This is a genomic window from Microbacterium sp. NPDC080220 (assembly GCF_040686395.1).
GTDB classification, from domain to species: domain Bacteria; phylum Actinomycetota; class Actinomycetes; order Actinomycetales; family Microbacteriaceae; genus Microbacterium; species Microbacterium gawkjiense.
The window spans coordinates 424,531-441,910 of record NZ_JBFBOP010000001.1; the positions used below are offsets into that span (position 1 = coordinate 424,531).

The following is a 17,380-nucleotide window of genomic DNA, read 5'->3' on the forward strand; positions in this document are numbered from 1 at the left end:
ATGTCGCTCGCAATCCTCGCTAACGTGAAACGGTGCACGAACCGACCCCCACCGAAGCCATCGACCTCGTCGGACGTTACGAAGCCGAGCAGGAGATCCCCGAACGGATGCGCGCCGATGTGCGCACGCTCGGCGCGCTGCTCGGGCGCGTGCTGCGCGAGAGCGGTTCGCCCGGTCTGTTCGAGGACGTCGAGCGACTGCGCGTCGCGACGATCCAGGCGTACACCGACCCGACCCCCGAGGCGTTCGCGCGCGCGGCATCCATCGCGGACGCCTTCACTCTGGAGCGCGCCGAGGAGGTCGCCCGCGCCTTCACCTGCTACTTCCACCTCGTGAACCTCGCCGAGGAGCACCAGCGCGTGCGAGTTCTCCGCGAGCGCAGCGGTCGCGGCGACACTCGCGACGCGGGCGACTCGATCGTCTCGGCGTACCGGCGGCTGTCCGAGGAGATCGGGCGGGAGGGCGCCCTCGAACGGCTGCAGGGTCTGCGCTTCCACCCCGTCTTCACGGCGCACCCGACCGAGGCGCGACGCCGTGCGGTGTCGAACAGCATCCGTCGCCTCGCCGATCTGCTGCGCGAACGGGATGCCGCGGAGGCCGACAGCCCCGACCGCCGCCGCGCCGAGCGTCGCATGCTCGAAGAAGTCGACACCCTTTGGCGCACCGCGCCGCTGCGCGCCGAGAAGCCGTCGCCGACCGACGAGGTGCGCGCCGTCATGGCGATCTTCGACGAAACGCTGTACACGTCGATCCCGCACGTCTACCGCCGCATCGACGACGTCCTGCAGGGGGAGGATGCCGGGGCCCGCCCGCCCCTCGTGCGCCCCTTCATGCGCATCGGCTCCTGGGTCGGCGGCGACCGCGACGGCAACCCGTTCGTGACGGCGAAGACGACGCGCAAGGCCGCCGCGATCGCGAGCGAGCACGTCCTGCTCGGACTCGAGCACACGGCGAACCGGGTGGGGCGCACGCTGACCCTCGACGCCGAGTCCACCCCGCCCACGCCGGAGCTGCTCGCACTGTGGCAGCGGCTGAAGGATGCCGACGAGGAGGCGGCGGCCGAGATCGCGAAGCGCTCCCCCAACGAGCCGTACCGCCGCATCATGCTGCTGCTCGCCCGCAAGATCGCCGCGACGCGCACCCGCAACGCCGACCTCGCCTACCGCGATCCCGAACACCTGCTCGCCGACCTGCGGGTCCTGCAGGATTCCCTCGTCGCGGCGCGCGCTCCCCGTCAGGCCTACGGACACCTGCAGCACCTCATCTGGCAGGTCGAGACCTTCGGGTTCCACCTCACCGAGCTCGAGGTGCGCCAGCACTCGGCCGTGCACGCCAAGGTGCTCGCCGAGCTCGAAGCGGGCGGTGCGCGCTCGGAGCTGACCGAGGAGGTGCTCGAGGTCTTCCGCACCATCGCGTTCCTGCAGGACCGGTACGGGCCGCGGGCCGCGGGCCGCTACATCGTCTCGTTCACGCAGTCCGCCGACGACCTCGCCGCCGTCCACACCCTCGCCCGGCACGCCGTGGGTCCCGACGGCACTCCCCCGGTGCTCGACGTCATCCCGCTGTTCGAGACGTTCGCAGACCTGCAGGCCGCCCCCGGGATCCTCGCCGAGATCGTCGACCACCCGGCGTTCGCGTCCCGGCTCGAGGCGACCGGTCGTCGGCTCGAGGTCATGCTCGGCTACTCCGATTCGTCGAAGGACGTCGGCCCCGTCGCCGCCAACCTCGCGCTGTACGAGGCACAGGCGGAGATCTCGGCCTGGGCGGTCGAGCAGGGCATCGAGCTGACCCTGTTCCACGGGCGCGGCGGCGCCCTCGGCCGCGGCGGCGGACCGGCGAACTCCGCGATCCTCGCGCAGCCGCCCCACTCCGTCGACGGCCGGTTCAAGCTCACCGAGCAGGGCGAGGTCATCTTCGCCCGCTACGGCGACCCCGCGATCGCGATGCGCCACATCGACCAGGTCGCCGCCGCGACCCTGCTCGCCTCGGCCCCCTCGATCGAGGACCGCAACCGGTCGGCGGCCGAGCGCTACGCCTCGGTCGCGGCGACGATGGACGCTGCCTCGCGCGAGCGGTTCTTCTCCCTCGTGAAGGCGCCCGGCTTCGCGCCGTGGTTCGCCCAGGTGACCCCCATGGAGGAGATCGGGCTGCTCGCGCTCGGCTCGCGTCCGGCGCGCCGCGGCCTGTCGGTGGAGTCCCTCGCCGACCTGCGGGCGATCCCGTGGGTGTTCGCGTGGACGCAGGCCCGCATCAACCTCGCCGGCTGGTTCGGCCTCGGGACGGCGCTCGACGCGGTCGGCGACGAGGCCACGCTGCGGGGCGCGTACGAGGAGTGGCCGCTGTTCCGGACCCTCATCGACAACGTCGCCATGAGCCTCGCCAAGACCGACGACCGCATCGCCCGTCACTATCTCGAGCTCGGCGACCGCGACGACCTCGCCGCGCTCGTCCGCGACGAGATGACCCTCACCCGCGACTGGGTCGTGCGCCTCACCGGCGGCACCGAGCTGCTGTCCAACCGTCCCGTGCTGGGGCGCGCGGTGAAGATGCGCAGCCCCTACGTCGACGCGCTCTCGCTCCTGCAGCTGCGTGCGCTGCGCGGACTCCGCGAGACGCAGGCGGGCGGCCGGGTCGACCCCGACCTGCAGCGGCTGCTGCTGCTGTCGGTCTCGGGGGTCGCCGCCGGACTGCAGAACACCGGGTGAGCCCCGGCATCCCTCGACACGGCGCGTCCGGCCCCTGACGGTCCACCGTCGCGGGCGGGACGCGCCGTCTCAGGCGTCCGCGGTCTCGGCGACCGGGAGCGGGAAGATCTGATCGAGCAGCTGCGCCGTCCACGCGATGAGGTCGGCGTCGGCGAGCGGCTCGCCCCCGGCGGTCGGCAACGGGACGACCATCGCCTCGCCGCCCGAGACGACCTTGGCCTTGGGGTGCAGGCGCTGCAGCCGGACCCGGATCGAGTCCGGGATGTGCGCCGGCGCGATGCGGAGGTTCGGTCCCATCGCGACGACGTCGGACAGGCCCGACTGCGCGGCGCGGCGACGCAGCCGCGCGATCGAGATGAGGCCCTCGACCTCCGCGGGCGGGGCACCGTAGCGGTCGGTGAGCTCCTCGAGCACGAGGTCGATGGCGTCGTCCGCCGCGGTGACGGATGCCGCGGCCGACAGCTTCTGGTACGCCTCGAGACGCAGCCGCTCGCTGTCGATGTACGACTCGGGGATGCGCGCCTGCACGGGGAGCTCGAGCCGGAGCTCGGTCGGCCCCTCGGTGTCCTCGCCGCGGAAGGTCGCGACCGCCTCGCCGATCATCCGCAGGTACAGGTCGAATCCGACGCCGGCGATGTGCCCCGCCTGCTCGGCGCCCAGGAGGTTGCCCGCGCCGCGGATCTCGAGGTCCTTGAGGGCGACCTGCATGCCCGAGCCGAGGTCGTTGTTGACGGCGATCGTCTCGAGGCGGTCGGCGGCGGTCTCGCTCAGGGGCTTGTTCTCGTCGTAGAGGAAGTACGCGTACGCGCGCTCGCGGGCACGTCCGACGCGGCCGCGCAGCTGGTGCAGCTGCGACAGGCCGTACTTGTCGGCGCGGTCGATGATGATCGTGTTCGCGTTGGAGATGTCGAGGCCGGTCTCGATGATCGTCGTCGAGACGAGCACGTCGGCGCGGCGCTCCCAGAAGTCGTCGACGACCTGCTCGAGGGCGTGCTCCCCCATCTGCCCGTGGGCGACGACGATGCGCGCCTCGGGGACGAGCTCGGCGAGCTGCGCCGCGACCCGCTGGATCGATGAGACCCGGTTGTGCACGAAGAACACCTGCCCCTCGCGCAGCAGCTCGCGTCGGATGGCGGCGGCGATCTGCTTGTCGCTGCGAGGACCGACGTAGGTGAGGATCGGATGCCGCTCCTCGGGCGGCGTCGCGAGCGTCGACATCTCGCGGATGCCGGTGACCGCCATCTCGAGCGTGCGCGGGATGGGCGTCGCGCTCATGGCGAGGATGTCGACGTTGGTCTTGAGCTTCTTCAGCGCATCCTTGTGCTCGACGCCGAACCGCTGCTCCTCGTCGATGATCATGAGGCCGAGGTCCTTGAAGACGACCTTCTCGGTGAGGATGCGGTGGGTGCCGATGACCATGTCGATCGTGCCGTCGGCGAGCCCGGCGAGGGTGTCCTTCGCCTCCTTCGCCGTCTGGAACCGCGACAGCGGCCGGACCTTGACGGGGAAGCCGGCGAAGCGCTCGGTGAACGTCTCGAGGTGCTGCTTGGCGAGGAGGGTGGTCGGCACGAGCATCGCGACCTGCTTTCCCTCCTGGATCGCTTTGAACGCGGCGCGCACGGCCACCTCTGTCTTGCCGAAGCCGACGTCGCCCGAGAGCAGGCGGTCCATGGGGATCGGCTTCTCCATGTCGGCTTTGATCTCGTCGATCGTCTGCAGCTGGTCGGGGGTCTCCGCGAACGGGAACGCCTCTTCGAGCTCGCGCTGCCACGGGGTGTCGGGACCGAACGCGTACCCCTTCGACGCCATCCGGGCCGAGTACAGCTTCACGAGCTCGACGGCGATGTCGCGGACGGCACGGCGCGCCTTGCCCTTGGCGGCGGCCCAATCCGACCCGCCCATCTTCGACAGCTGCGGCGCCTCGCCGCCGACGTACCGCGAGAGCAGGTCGAGCTGGTCGGTCGGGACGAAGAGCTTGTCGCCCGGGTGTCCGCGCTTGGACGGCGCGTACTCGAGCACGAGGTACTCGCGCTTGCTCTTGACCGCGTTGCGACCGCCCGAGGACACCTCCCGCTGCACGAGCTCGACGAACCGGCCGATGCCGTGGGTCGAGTGGACGACGTGATCGCCGGGCTTCAGCTGCAGCGGGTCGACGACGTTGCGTCGACGCGACGCGAGCTTCTTGACGACGCGCGAGTCGGCGCCGATCGTGCGTCCGTAGAAGTCGCTCTCGGTGAAGACGGCGAGCTTGGCGTCGGCGAAGAGGAATCCTGCTTCCAGGGTCGCGACGGTCGCGACCGCGATCCCCGCATCGGGGACGTCGGTCACCGCGTCGACCGCGCGTGCGGCGAGTCCGCGTTCGGCGAGCACGTCGCGCGAGCGGTCGACGAGGCCGGTTCCGGATGCCGCGATCACGACGCGCCAGCCCGCGCTCAGCAGGTTGCCGATGTGCTCCGTCGCGCCGTCGATGTTCCCTTGGAACGAGGGGACGGCAGAGGCGGGGATCCGAACCGCCGCATCCGCACGCTCGACGAGGCCCTCGGCGGCGGCATCCGACGCCCCCGAATCGAAGGTGCTGAGCGTCCACCACACGCCGCGACGGGAGGACGAAGCCTCGCGCAGCTCGGGGAGGGTGAGGAAGTCGCCCGCGCCGAGGTCGACGGGGCTCTCGGCGCCGGCGGTCGCCGCGCTCCACGCAGCTTCGAGGAACTCGCGGTTCGTCTCGGCGAGCGTCATGGCGCGGGTGACGGCGCGCTCGGGGTCGACGACGGCCACCGCGGCGCCCTCGGGCAGGTAGTCCACGAGGGGAAGGACGGCGTCGGCGACGGCGGGCAGCAGCGATTCCATGCCTTCGACCGGGATGCCCTGGCTCATCTTCTCGAGCATGGTGCCGAGTCCCGGCATCCGATCCCGCAGGGCGGCGGCCCGCTCGCGGACGGCGTCGGTGAGGAGGAGCTCCCGGCTCGGGAGCAGGGTCACTTCGCGCACCTCGCCGGGCAGGGAGCGCTGATCGGCGACGGAGAAGGCGCGGATCTGATCGATCTCGTCGCCGAAGAAGTCCACCCGGTAGGGGTGGTCGGCGACGGGCGGGAACACATCGAGGATGCCGCCGCGGACGGCGAACTCGCCTCGTCGCGAGACCATGTCGACCCGGTGGTAGGCGAGGCCGACGAGTCGGTGGACGATGTCGTCGAGCTCCTGCCCGCGGGATCCGAGCTCGAGCCGGACGACACCCGCATCCGTCAATCCCGCCGCGATCGGCTGCAGCGCGCCACGGACGGACGCAGTGACCACGAGGGGGGTGCGACCGTCCCAGTCGGCCGCATCGCGGAGGACGCTCAGCCGCCGGCCGACGGTCTCGGCGCTGGGGCTGAGACGCTCGTGCGGCAGGGTCTCCCATGCCGGGAGGTGCCGGACGACGGCGTCGGGCAGGAGGCACTGCAGGGCCGCGCCGATGCTCTCGGCGCGCCGCCCCGTGGGGGCGACGAGCAGCAGGACGGGAGGCCGTCCCGACGCGGCGCGTCGCTCGAGGAGCCCGGCGAGCAGCGGAGCGTCGAGGCCCGTCACGGCCGAGAAGTCGACGTCCGATCCGGCGCCGTCGAGGGCCTCCCGGAAGCTGTCAGCCTGTTCGAGGGCGCGCACGATCCCGGGAATTGTCACCGGGGAAGTCTACGCGGCGCGTCGGACACCGGGGTCGGCGAGGCGGGCGAGGTGCGTCATGGGATCGAACATGGGTTCCCCTTCGGTCGGGGCGAGAGGATCTTTAGTTCGAAAATACTACTTGCTTACCATCTGAACCAAACCTAGAATAGAACAAATGTTCCCCTTCGAAGACGACTTCGCAGCCACGCTGAGGGCGATCGTCGATGACGTCGCGAGTGTGGCACGCGAGGTGGCGTCCGCGCAGATCGCGGAGTTGCGGATACTGGCCGCCGCGGGCCGGTTGGCCGAAGCGCAGACCGCGCAACGCAACGCGCGTGTGCAGGTGCACGACATGGCGTTGCGGTCGATCGCGGCGGAGGTCGGCGGGGTGATGCGCGTGACGGATCGGACCGTGCAGCGGCGGATCGGCGAGGCGCGGACGTTGATCGAAGGCTTCCCGGCGACTGTCGAGGCATGGGAGCAGGGACGGATCGTCCGCGGGCATGCGATCGCGATCGTCGAAACCGGAACGAGCCTGCCGGCGGAAATATGGACCGAGTTCGAACAGGTCGCGATCAGCCGATGCGAACGAGACACCCCGAACCGGCTGCGAGGCGAGCTCGAGATCCTCGCCCACCGGATGCACCCCCGCTCATTCGCGGAACGGCACGAGCAGGCTGCCGCCGGGCGGTGCGTGCGGATCGTGCCGGGGCGAGACGGGATGAGCGACGTCGTCGCAACCGTCCCGACGGTGATCGCCGAAGGGATCCACGACCGGCTCACGCAGCAGGCGCGGGCGATCATCGACACCCGCGACGAACGCGTCGCTGCGCGCGGGTGTGCGGGTGTCGCGTTCGGGGAAGCCGCCAGCGACGGCGACACTGACGGCTATCGCGACGACGACGCCGCCGCGATCATCGCCACCGACCAGCGGTCCACCGACCAGGTCCGCGCTGACGTGTTCGCGGACTTGCTCCTGGCGGGAGCACCCGCCCTCGATGACACCCGCGACACCACCTCCGGGCCGCTGGGTGCGATCCGCGCACGTGTGCAGGTGCTCGTGCCCGCCGCCACCCTTACCGGAGAAGACGATGGGCCATGCGACCTCGCCGGGCGCTCCCCCATCGACCCCGCCACGGCGCGCACACTCGCCGGCAGCACCCCTATCTGGGAACGCTTGTTTCACGACCCGACCACCGGGGTCACGGTCGCAACCGATTCGTACCGGGTCCCGTCCGGGATGCGACGATTCCTGCAAGCCCGCGACCAGCACTGCCGGTTCCCCGGATGCCGCGTCGCCGCCATCCGCTGCGAGGTCGATCACACCCACGACCACGCGCTCGGCGGACGAACCGAACTGTCGAACCTCGCCCACCTGTGCCAGAGGCATCACTCCATGAAGCAGTTCACCGCGTGGAGGGTCCGACAACTCAAGGGTGGCGTCCTCGAATGGACCTCACCCCTCGGCAGGACCTACCGCGAAGACGCCCCCACCCCGGCCGTCGCGTTCACCCCTGCCAAGCCACCACCCCACCCGCCCGCGGGACCCGCACCCTTTTGAGGTTCGCGCCGCGGCGAGCCGCCATCAGCGACGTCCCCGGGATTGCATCGCCGGTCGCGCTCACGGAACCTCAACGTCGATCGCGCGAGCTTCGCTCGCACGCTTGAGCCGCGCCAGGTGATACCGCCACCCCGCCTCGTGTTCCGACGGCAGCGAGTGCGGGGTCCCCACGCGCGAGAATCCCGATTCGGTCAGTCTCACCGACGTCGAATCACCATGACCGACGAGTTCGATCACGACGTCGAGAGAGCCTTCCCACCCACTTTCGGTCCAGCAGAAGCCGAGAAGGTGCGGTTGCGCACACTGCGTGATAGTTCCCTCCGCAGTGGCCTGACGCCCGTCCTCGACCCACGTTTCCACGAGCGGCGAACCGACAACCGCGTCGAAGCGCATTTCAGGCCACCATGCGCTCCGACCGACGGTGAGGCATCGCCAGACATCCTCCACAGACGCACGGATGTCCGTCGCCGCCGTCACCGAATCGCGAACCACGTGAACACACGTGACTGTCAGGCGCGCGGAGCGTGGTGACGCTGCTGCGCGGCGAGCAGCCCCTCCTCGACGAGCTGCTCCACGGCATCCGCCGCATCCGCGATCGCGATCGGGAGGTTCGGGCGTTCCGCGGCCCCGAACGGATCGAGCACCCAATCGGCGGGGTCCTGACGCCCCGGCGGACGCCCGATGCCGACCCGCACCCGCGGGAACTCCGGCGTGCCGAGCGCCTTCGCGACGTCACGGACGCCGTTGTGCCCGCCGTGACCGCCGCCGACCTTCAGTTTGAGGGAGTCGAAGGGGATGTCCAGCTCGTCGTGCACGATCACGACCCGCTCCGCCGGCACGCCGTAGAAGGCCGCGAGCGCCGACACCGGACCACCCGATACGTTCATGAACGAGTTGGGCTTGGCGAGCACCAGCTTCGGCCCCCCGGGCCGCAGCCACGTCTCGGCGACCCGCGCGTTCGCCTTGTGCGAGCGCAGCGTCTCGGAACGCCGCCGCGCGAGCTCGTCGATCACCATCTGCCCGACGTTGTGTCGCGTCGCCTCATAGCGCGGTCCCGGATTCCCGAGCCCCACGATCAACCAGGTGTCGGCCATGACCGTCCCTTCCGACGACGAAGCCCGTCGCAGCAACAGCGGCGACGGGCTTCGAACGTGTTCGTCTTACTCGGCGGATTCCTCGGCGGCAGGCGCCTCGTCGCCCTCGGCCTCGGCGCCCTCCTCGGACTCCTCCGCCCCGTCCTCGACGGGAGCCGGCGGCAGCGCGACACCGACGACGAGCGTGTCGGCCTCGGTCACCAGCGTGGCACCGCGGGGCAGCGTCAGCTCACCGGCGGTGATGTGGGTGCCGTCCTCGAGGCCCTCGACCGAGACCTCGATGTTCTGCGGGATGTGGGTGGCCTCGACCTCGAGCGTGACGGTCGTGTTCTCGAGCGTCGCGATCGTGCCGGGGAACGGCTCGCCGACGACGGAGACGGGGACGTCGACCTGGATCTTCTCGCCCTTCTTCACGACGAGGAGGTCGATGTGCTCGATGATCTGGTGCACGGGGTCCTTCTGGACATCCTTGACCAGCGTGAGCTGCTGCTTGCCGGCGATCTCGAGCTCGAGCAGCGCGTTGGCGCGACGGATGAGCAGCGAGACCTGGTGGCCCGGAAGCGCGACGTGCACGGGGTCCGTGCCGTGGCCGTAGATGACAGCGGGGATCTTGCCGGCCGCGCGCAGACGGCGGGCGAAGCCCTTGCCGAACTGCTCGCGCAGCTCGGCGACGACCTTGGTGTCGGTCTCAGTCGACATGAGTGTTCTCCTTGCGGGCCATCACGGCCCAGTCAATCGGGGCCGGTACGGCCTCGTCTGTACCCGGGCCGATGCGGCCCAGACGTGGTCTGTGGTTCGACTCGAACGCATGCGCGTGAGGAAAGCCGCGAAGCCTGCTTCACCGCGTCGATCACGGATGCGCCGCATCCCTCGCCGAAGTTCGAGACGAGTCTATCAGCGCGCCGGATACGATGGAATCTCAGCCCCTCACCCCCGAGACACGGAGGACCCATGGACTACGGATGGATGTCGCACGCACTGCTCTGGTTCGTCGGAGCTCTGAGCGCGGCCACCGCCGTCTGCGTCGTCGGCGCCTTCTTCTCGATGGGTCGCAGCTACAAGGACTGACCGCGTCACACGCGATCGCCCCTCTCGGTCCAGCGGATACAGTGACCGGAGGGGACCGCCGGTCACCGGCACCCATCCCATTCCGCTCACACCTCACGTAGACCTGGAGCCCCGTATGTCGTCGACCCCCTCCCCCACCGGCCCCTCGACGGATCAGGATCAGGCTCCGCACGAGGCGACGCAGCAGCACGAGGGGGCACCGCAGCCCGAAGAGGTCGACCGCCCCACCCAGCCCGAGTCGGCGTCGACCGGCTCCGCACAGGGTCCCGCGAACATCGGCGTCGTCGGTCTTGCGGTGATGGGCTCGAACCTCGCCCGCAACCTCGCGTCGCGTGAGGGAAACACGGTCGCGGTGTTCAACCGGTCGCGTTCGAAGACCGACGAGCTGCTCGAGGCGCACCCCGAGGCCGAGTTCGTCCCCGCGTTCACCTACGAGGAGTTCGCCGCGTCGCTGCAGAAGCCGCGCACCGCGATCATCATGGTCAAGGCCGGCAAGCCCACGGACGCGGTCATCGACGAGCTGATGCGTGTTTTCGAGCCCGGCGACATCATCATCGACGGCGGCAACAGCCTGTTCACCGACACGATCCGCCGCGAGAAGGCGGTCTCGGAGGCGGGCTACAACTTCGTCGGCATGGGTGTCTCCGGCGGCGAGGAGGGCGCCCTCAACGGTCCGTCCCTCATGCCCGGCGGTCCCGACGAGGCGTGGGTCACCCTCGGCCCCATCCTGAAGTCCATCGCCGCGGTCGCCGAGGGTGAGCCGTGCGTCACCCACATCGGCCACGACGGCGCCGGACACTTCGTCAAGATGGTGCACAACGGCATCGAGTACGCCGACATGCAGCTGATCGCCGAGGCGTACGACCTCATCCGCCGCGGCACCGGCAAGTCCCCCGCCGAGATCGCGGACATCTTCGCCGAGTGGAACACCGGCGAGCTCGAGTCCTACCTGATTGAGATCACCGCCGAGGTGCTCCGCCAGACGGATGCCGCCACCGGTAAGCCCCTCGTCGACGTCATCGTCGACCAGGCCGGCGCCAAGGGCACCGGAGCCTGGACCGTGCAGACCGCCCTCGACCTCGGCGTCCCCGTCTCCGGCATCGCCGAAGCCACCTTCGCCCGGTCGCTCTCCAGCCACCGCGAGCAGCGCGATGTCGCGGGCGGCCTCCCCGGACCCTCCCCCGAGGACTTCACCGTCGACGACGCCGACGCCTTCATCGAGCAGGTCCGTCTCGCCCTCTACGCCTCCAAGATCGTGGCGTACAGCCAGGGCTTCGACGAGATCCGCGCCGGCGCCGCCCAGTACGGCTGGAACATCGACCTCGGCGCCGTCAGCAAGATCTGGCGCGGCGGCTGCATCATCCGCGCCCAGTTCCTCAACCGCATCGCCGAGGCCTACGACGCCGAAGCGGACCTCCCCGTCCTCCTCACCGCGCCGTACTTCGTCGAAGCCCTCGGCCGCACGCAGGACGCGTGGCGCGAGGTCGTCCGCGTCTCGGCATCCGCCGGCATCCCCGCCCCCGCCTTCAGCTCCTCCCTCGCCTACTACGACGGCCTGCGCGCCGACCGCCTGCCCGCCGCCCTCATCCAGGGACAGCGTGACTTCTTCGGCGCCCACACCTACAAGCGCATCGACAAGGACGGCACCTTCCACACCCTCTGGTCCGGCGACCGCAGCGAAGTCGAAGCCGAGGACACCCACTGAGCCGCAGCGACACCGCGCTGCGTGTCCACCGGGCCGCCGCGCGCATCGTCCTCGCCGTCCTGACCGCCCTCTACGCATGGCTGGTCGGCTGGATGACGCTGCGCGCGGCGCCGTACGGTTCCGACATCGCGTCGGGACTGAACCGGCTGCTGGAGTGGTTCGCCGAGCGTCCCTCGACGGCCTGGATCACGTTCGACCGCGTCGAGTTCGGCGCAAATGTCGCGATGTTCGTCCCCCTCGGGGTGATCGCCGTCCTGTGGTTCGGCGTGCGCGGCTGGTGGCTGGCGCCCATCCTGGGGGCGCTCGCCAGTGCGGCGATCGAGACCCTGCAGGCGCTCCTGCTCGACTCCCGCGTCGCCGACGTCCGCGACGTGGTCGCCAACACGCTGGGCGCCGTCATCGGGATGTGCCTCATGCTGCTGCTCGCCTTCCTGCTGTCCCCGCCGCATCCGCGTCGGCAGCAGGAATACCGAGCATGACCGAAGCCGGGGCATAGCGCGGTCATAGGAAGGTCATGAGAATGGAGTCATGACCATGCCTGCCCCCGTTCTCCAGCGCCCCGACGGCTCCCCCCTGCGCGTCCTCGTTGTCGACGACGAGCAGATGTTGACCGACCTGCTCTCGATGGCCCTGCGGATGGAGGGCTGGGAGGTGCGTACCGCCGGTTCCGGCTTCGACGCCCTGACCGCCGCGCGGGAGTTCGCCCCCGATGCGATGGTGCTCGACATCATGATGCCCGACCTCGACGGGATGTCGGTGCTGCAGCGTCTGCGCCAGGGCGGCGACGACGTGCCGGTGCTCTTCCTCACCGCGAAGGACTCCGTCAGCGACCGTGTCGCCGGGCTCACCGCCGGTGGTGACGACTACGTGACGAAGCCGTTCAGCCTCGAGGAGGTCGTCGCGCGGCTGCGGGGGCTGATGCGCCGTGCCGGGGCATCCGCCGGCGCCGCCGACCCGATCCTCCGCGTCGGCGACCTCACGCTCAACGAGGACTCGCACGAGGTCTTCCGCGGCGACGACGAGATCGAGCTCACCGCGACCGAGTTCGAACTGCTGCGCTACCTCATGCGCAACCAGCGCCGCGTGCTCTCGAAGGCGCAGATCCTCGACCGTGTCTGGAACTACGACTTCGGCGGCCGCTCGAGCGTCGTCGAGCTCTACATCTCCTACCTGCGCAAGAAGATCGACGCGGGCAAGGAGCCGCTCATCCACACCGTGCGCGGCGTGGGCTACATGATCAAAGCGCCGCAGTGAAAGTGCCCATCCGACGCCGGCACCCCCGGTGGAGCCTGCAGGCTCGGCTGATCACCGCGGTGGTCTCCTTCGTCTCCGTCATCCTCATCAGCACCGGCATGGCCAGTGGTGCCTTGCTCGGCGGCATCGTGAGCGACAACCTCGACTCGCGGGTGCTCCGCGCCCAGGACCGCGTGGACTTCTCCGCCAACGCGACCGCCGAGCAGATGCTCGAGCGCGGGCCCGCCGAACCGGGCACCCTCGTCATCACCCGCAACCTCGCCGGCACCTCCAGCGCCTACATCGACGAGGAGGGCGAGGCCACGACCCTCCCCCTCGGCGGCATCGGCGAGCTCCGCTTCGATGGCGGCGGGTGGGCGACCCACACCTTCGAGGACATCGGCGAATACCGGATCCACATCGCCGACGACCCGTCCGGCATCTACCTGATCGTCGGGATGCCGACCTCCGAGGTCAGCGCGATCACGGCGCGCGTCGTGACGACCGTGACCCTTCTGACGGCGGGAGGTCTGCTCGTCCTCGCCGCGGTCATCGCGCTCATCATCCGCAGCGGGCTCCAGCCGCTCCGTTCGGTGGCCAATACCGCCACACGGGTCGCCGCGACCCCGATGGCCGAGGGGGCGGTGCGCATCTCGGAACGCGTCCCCGACGAGGACACCGACGACCACACCGAGATCGGCCGGGTGGGGCTCGCCCTCAACACTCTGCTCGACCACGTCGACACCTCCCTGGCCGCCCGCCAGCGCAACGAGGAGCGGATGCGCGCCTTCGTCGCGGACGCGAGCCACGAGCTCCGGACCCCGCTCGCCTCGATCCGCGGCTATTCGGAGCTGTCGCTCCGCGGCATCCGTCAGCAGGAGGCCGGAGGCGCCGCCCCGACCGGCGTCGTCGCGGAGACGACCCGCGAGTCACTGGAGCGCATCCAGGCGCAGTCGCTGCGGATGTCGGCGCTCGTGGAGGACCTGCTCCTGCTCGCCCGGCTCGATGAAGGCCAGGAGCTCGTCTACGGCGCCGTCGACCTCACCCGTCTCGCCGTCGAATCCGTCGCCGATGCCCGCGCCGCGGGTCCCGACCACCGGTGGCTGATCGACGTCCCCGATGAGCCGGTCATCGTCGCCGGTGACACCGCGCGCCTGCACCAGGTGGCCGCCAACCTCCTCGCCAACGCCCGCGTGCACACCCCCGCCGGGACGACCGTCACCACGACCGTGGAGCTCGTCGGCACCTCGGCGGTGCTGCGCGTGCACGACAACGGCCCAGGGGTCGATCCCGCCGTCGTCGGTGAGCTGTTCGAACGGTTCGCCCGCGCCGACACCTCGAGGGCGCGGCAGACCGGCGGAACCGGTCTCGGACTGTCCATCGCGAAGGCGATCGTCGACGGACACGGCGGGACCATCGAGGTCGCCTCCGCGCCCGGCTCGACGACGTTCACCGTGACGCTGCCGGCCCGCCCCGGCGCCCCGGCCTGATCGGTCAGTAGCCGGTGAACGCGTCGGTGGTGATCCCGCGCGCCTTCTCCAGCGCGGGTGCGAGCGAGGCGATCAGCGCCGGCGGTCCCGACACGAACGCGTGCCGCGCCGAGATGTCGGGGACGAGGCGCAGCAGCCCTTCCGCGTCGAGGCGCGTCCCGCCGGCCCAGCGCCATCCGTCCGGCAGGTGCGCCGGCTGATCGCGGGTGACGACGATCACGGGCACACCGGATGCCACGAGATCCTCGCGGAAGGCCAGCTCGTCCTCCCCCGACGCGACGTAGACGAAGACGACATCACGCTGCTCCTGCGCGAGCCGGAGGTGCCGCAGCTGTGAGACGAACGGGGTCACCCCGATGCCGGCGGCGACCATGAGGATCGGGGTCGAGGTCTTCCGCGGCAGCACGAAGTCGCCCCAGATGCCGGTGATCGCGAGCTCATCGCCCGGCTGCACGTGGGCGAGCGCCTTCTTGTAGCTCGACTGGGACCCCTCGCGCATCGCGATCTTCACGATCGGTAGCTCCTCCGGCGAGGACAGGATGCTGAACTCCCGTCGCGTGCCGCGCGCGTCGGGATGCGGGTGCGGCACCTCGAGCTCGAGGTACTGTCCGGGCGCGAATCGCACGGGGCGTTCGGCGCGGAAGCTGAGCTCGCGGACGGTGGGGGTGAGGCTCAACCGCTCGACGATGGTGAGCCGGACGGCGGTGCGCATCGCGAAGAAGAAGGCGACCAGGTTGCCGATGAGCAGGGCGCGTTCCTGACCGAGCGTGATCTCGCCGAGCGCGATGGGCCACCCCGCGAGCACGCCGACGACGACCGCGACGACGGCCTGCTGGCGGCGCCGGGGCGGCAGGGTGAGCGGCTCGGACAGCATGAACGCCCCGAGGAAGAGGAAGGGCGACTGCAGGACGAGCTGCGTCAGGGTCAGTCCGAGATCGAGCGGCAGCCCCGCCGCCTGCGTCTGCACGAACGTCCGGAGAAGACCGACCAGCACCGCGACGAGGAGGAACAGCGCGACGACCCGCACCTTCTCGGTGCGCAGCAGCACGACCAGCCCCAGCAGGACGACGGGGGCGACCAGCAGCGGCGACCCCACCCACCACCACGACGAGCCGAGGTCGGGGAACGCGATGCTGAGCGCCGTCAGCACCGTCGCCCCCACCGCGGCGGGGTTGAAGATGTGGCGGCCCTGCCAGGCGAGCACGTATTTCGACGCGGATGCCACGGCCCCCGCGATCGCGATGCCGATGAGCCCCCACGGGTCAAGCGTGGGCCGCAGCACGAAGAGCAGGATGAGGCCGGTGATGAGGGCCGACTCGATGCGCCACGGGCGGCGGAGGATCCGCTGCGCCACCGCGTCGACGGCGGCGATCGCAGCGACCACGACCCCGGCGGAGACGACGATCTGCAGCGGACCGGCGGCGAGCTGCCCGGTGAAGGAGATCCCGAGCGCGATGACCGCGAGGGCGGAGAGCGCGAACAGCACGAGCCGGTACATCGACGCGCGTCCGAGCAGGCCGAACACCCGGTTCCAGAGGCCGGTCAGGGTGGAGATCACAGGAACAACTCCGCTTCGCTTCTCGGGGACCACTCGATGGCGCCGTCGGTGCGCATCCGCACCCATTCTGCGCCCCAGTCAGCCGCCAGGGCCGGACCGCCGTCGAAGAACAGCGCGGTGGCGACGGCGTCGGCTGTCATCGCGTCGGCGGCGACCGCCCACGTCGCCGCATACCGCCGCACCGGTGCGCCGGTGCGGGCGTCGAGCACGTGGTGGAGGCCGGCGCCCCAGGCACGTCGATTGACTGCGGACGCGCACAGCGCGGCATCCGTCACCGACCACACCCCGATGGCTCGGGTGGTATCGTAGGGGTGCTCGAGGGCGACCCGCTGCGTGAGACCGGAGACGGCGAGGTCGCCGCCGGCGTCGATGACGATGCCCCCGCTCACCCGCGTGAGGAGTGCGCCGTGCACCAGATCGACGAGGCGCCCCTTGCCGAGCGCGCCGACGTCGAGCATCGCCGGCGGGGTGATGCGGAGGGTGCCGGCCTCGTGCCGGACGATCCCCCGCCAGTCTGTGGGAGCCGGGGCCGCGCCAGAGTCGACGAGGGAGATCGTGGCGTCATAGCCGCGCCGGGCGAGAGCGTCACCGACGAGCGGGTTCACCGCGCCGCCGGTGGCCGCATCGAGCTCCGCGTACGCGTCGAGCATCATGGCGGTGTCGGCAGGCGCCGTCGTCGTCTCGCCGCAGGCGAGCGCGGTCACCGTCGAATCCGACCGGAACCGCGACCACTCCCGGTCGAACGTTCCGATGATCCCGGTCACGGCCGCCCGGGTGTCGACGGCGAGCGGGTCATCGGTGTCGATCGTCCACCGGGTCCCGATGGCGTCGAACCGCCAGCGGGCGCCGCTCATCCCGCGGCTTCGGTGCGGATCTCCTGAACGGCGGCGTTGAAGCCGCCGCTGGTGAGAGAGGAGCCGGCGACACGGTCGACCTCGATGTCGTCGAGGCTCCTGCCGACGACCTCGTCCGCGATGCCGCCGATGAACAGCCCCTGATACTGCTGGCTCTCCCGCGCCTGCGGGTCTCCGGTGACCTCGACCTCGGTCACGACACCGTCCGCGAGGGTCAGGGTGACGCTGATCGTCTCCACCGACTCGGGGGTCTGGTACGAGCCGTCGGCGGTGTAGGTGCCGTCGGCGTAGTCGGCTCCGGGGGCGACGGGCTCGGCGGCCGCGTCCGGGCTCGCCGTCTCAGCGCCGCACCCGGCGAGGAGGACGAGACCGGCGACGGATGCCGCGGCGGCACCGACGCGGACGGGACGGGAGAGGGCGGGGCGGCTCATCGAAGGCTCCTCGGAGGTGGGGGCGAACGCACTCACGCT

At 70.7% G+C, this 17,380-nt stretch carries 13 protein-coding genes; 6 read left to right on the top strand and 7 right to left on the bottom strand.

Features of this window, described 5'->3' with window-relative positions; translation table 11 throughout:
• The first annotated feature begins 32 nt into the window (after positions 1–32).
• On the top strand, positions 33–2,705 hold the full coding sequence (locus tag AB0P29_RS02335; protein ID WP_363378144.1) for a phosphoenolpyruvate carboxylase: 2,673 nt from the start codon (positions 33–35) through the stop codon (positions 2,703–2,705).
• Between the two features lie 69 nt (positions 2,706–2,774).
• On the opposite strand, the gene mfd is transcribed toward AB0P29_RS02335, so the two are convergent.
• Positions 2,775–6,365: a transcription-repair coupling factor gene (mfd, locus tag AB0P29_RS02340; protein WP_363378146.1), complete on the bottom strand. Its 3,591-nt coding sequence runs from the start codon at positions 6,363–6,365 to the stop codon at positions 2,775–2,777.
• A 157-nt stretch (positions 6,366–6,522) separates the two neighbouring features.
• Here mfd and AB0P29_RS02345 point away from each other — a divergent pair, with 157 nt between their 5' ends.
• Complete coding sequence (locus AB0P29_RS02345) at positions 6,523–7,908, top strand: DUF222 domain-containing protein (RefSeq protein ID WP_363378148.1); 1,386 nt, start codon at positions 6,523–6,525, stop codon at positions 7,906–7,908.
• Between the two features lie 60 nt (positions 7,909–7,968).
• Here AB0P29_RS02345 and AB0P29_RS02350 read toward each other — a convergent pair whose 3' ends face one another.
• From AB0P29_RS02350 to AB0P29_RS02360, 3 genes are all read right to left on the bottom strand, one after another.
• A complete protein-coding gene (locus AB0P29_RS02350; protein WP_363378150.1) occupies positions 7,969–8,400 on the bottom strand; it encodes an SRPBCC domain-containing protein in 432 nt (143 codons plus the stop codon).
• Between the two features lie 17 nt (positions 8,401–8,417).
• Positions 8,418–9,002 (bottom strand): aminoacyl-tRNA hydrolase, encoded by a 585-nt coding sequence (gene pth / locus AB0P29_RS02355; RefSeq protein ID WP_253034022.1) that lies wholly within the window; start codon positions 9,000–9,002, stop codon positions 8,418–8,420.
• Positions 9,003–9,068: 66 nt separating this feature from the next.
• Positions 9,069–9,701 carry a 50S ribosomal protein L25/general stress protein Ctc gene (locus tag AB0P29_RS02360; RefSeq protein ID WP_363378153.1) on the bottom strand — a complete coding sequence of 211 codons (633 nt, stop codon included), beginning with the start codon at positions 9,699–9,701 and terminating at the stop codon, positions 9,069–9,071.
• Between the two features lie 484 nt (positions 9,702–10,185).
• Here AB0P29_RS02360 and gndA point away from each other — a divergent pair, with 484 nt between their 5' ends.
• The 4 genes from gndA to AB0P29_RS02380 are packed head-to-tail and all read left to right on the top strand — an operon-like array spanning position 10,186 to position 14,498.
• A complete protein-coding gene (gene gndA / locus AB0P29_RS02365; protein ID WP_363378155.1) occupies positions 10,186–11,775 on the top strand; it encodes an NADP-dependent phosphogluconate dehydrogenase in 1,590 nt (529 codons plus the stop codon).
• 59 nt (positions 11,776–11,834) lie between these two features.
• On the top strand, positions 11,835–12,254 hold the full coding sequence (locus AB0P29_RS02370) for a VanZ family protein (RefSeq protein ID WP_363378530.1): 420 nt from the start codon (positions 11,835–11,837) through the stop codon (positions 12,252–12,254).
• A gap of 49 nt (positions 12,255–12,303) precedes the next feature.
• Complete coding sequence (locus AB0P29_RS02375; RefSeq protein ID WP_363378157.1) at positions 12,304–13,029, top strand: response regulator transcription factor; 726 nt, start codon at positions 12,304–12,306, stop codon at positions 13,027–13,029.
• Positions 13,026–14,498 (top strand): ATP-binding protein, encoded by a 1,473-nt coding sequence (locus AB0P29_RS02380; RefSeq protein ID WP_363378159.1) that lies wholly within the window; start codon positions 13,026–13,028, stop codon positions 14,496–14,498. Before AB0P29_RS02375 ends, AB0P29_RS02380 begins: the two co-directional genes overlap by 4 nt.
• Positions 14,499–14,502: 4 nt before the next feature.
• Here AB0P29_RS02380 and AB0P29_RS02385 read toward each other — a convergent pair whose 3' ends face one another.
• Genes AB0P29_RS02385 through AB0P29_RS02395 form a run of 3 tightly spaced genes read right to left on the bottom strand, consistent with a single transcriptional unit; the run spans position 14,503 to position 17,341 of the window.
• On the bottom strand, positions 14,503–16,056 hold the full coding sequence (locus tag AB0P29_RS02385) for a flavodoxin reductase (protein ID WP_363378161.1): 1,554 nt from the start codon (positions 16,054–16,056) through the stop codon (positions 14,503–14,505).
• Positions 16,053–16,910, bottom strand: a complete 858-nt coding sequence (locus tag AB0P29_RS02390) for an FAD:protein FMN transferase (protein WP_363378163.1) — start codon at positions 16,908–16,910, stop codon at positions 16,053–16,055. Before AB0P29_RS02390 ends, AB0P29_RS02385 begins: the two co-directional genes overlap by 4 nt.
• Positions 16,907–17,341: an FMN-binding protein gene (locus tag AB0P29_RS02395; protein ID WP_359917264.1), complete on the bottom strand. Its 435-nt coding sequence runs from the start codon at positions 17,339–17,341 to the stop codon at positions 16,907–16,909. The genes AB0P29_RS02390 and AB0P29_RS02395 overlap by 4 nt, the downstream gene beginning before the upstream one ends.
• Positions 17,342–17,380 lie beyond the last annotated feature (39 nt).

Coding starts and splice junctions, on each gene's coding strand:
- pth (WP_253034022.1), bottom strand. CDS start 9,002: ATGGCCGACACCTGGTTGATCGTGGGGCTCGGGAATCCGGGACCGCGC.
- AB0P29_RS02375 (WP_363378157.1), top strand. CDS start 12,304: ATGACCATGCCTGCCCCCGTTCTCCAGCGCCCCGACGGCTCCCCCCTG.
- AB0P29_RS02360 (WP_363378153.1), bottom strand. CDS start 9,701: ATGTCGACTGAGACCGACACCAAGGTCGTCGCCGAGCTGCGCGAGCAG.
- gndA (WP_363378155.1), top strand. CDS start 10,186: ATGTCGTCGACCCCCTCCCCCACCGGCCCCTCGACGGATCAGGATCAG.
- AB0P29_RS02395 (WP_359917264.1), bottom strand. CDS start 17,341: ATGAGCCGCCCCGCCCTCTCCCGTCCCGTCCGCGTCGGTGCCGCCGCG.
- AB0P29_RS02390 (WP_363378163.1), bottom strand. CDS start 16,910: ATGAGCGGCGCCCGCTGGCGGTTCGACGCCATCGGGACCCGGTGGACG.
- AB0P29_RS02345 (WP_363378148.1), top strand. CDS start 6,523: ATGTTCCCCTTCGAAGACGACTTCGCAGCCACGCTGAGGGCGATCGTC.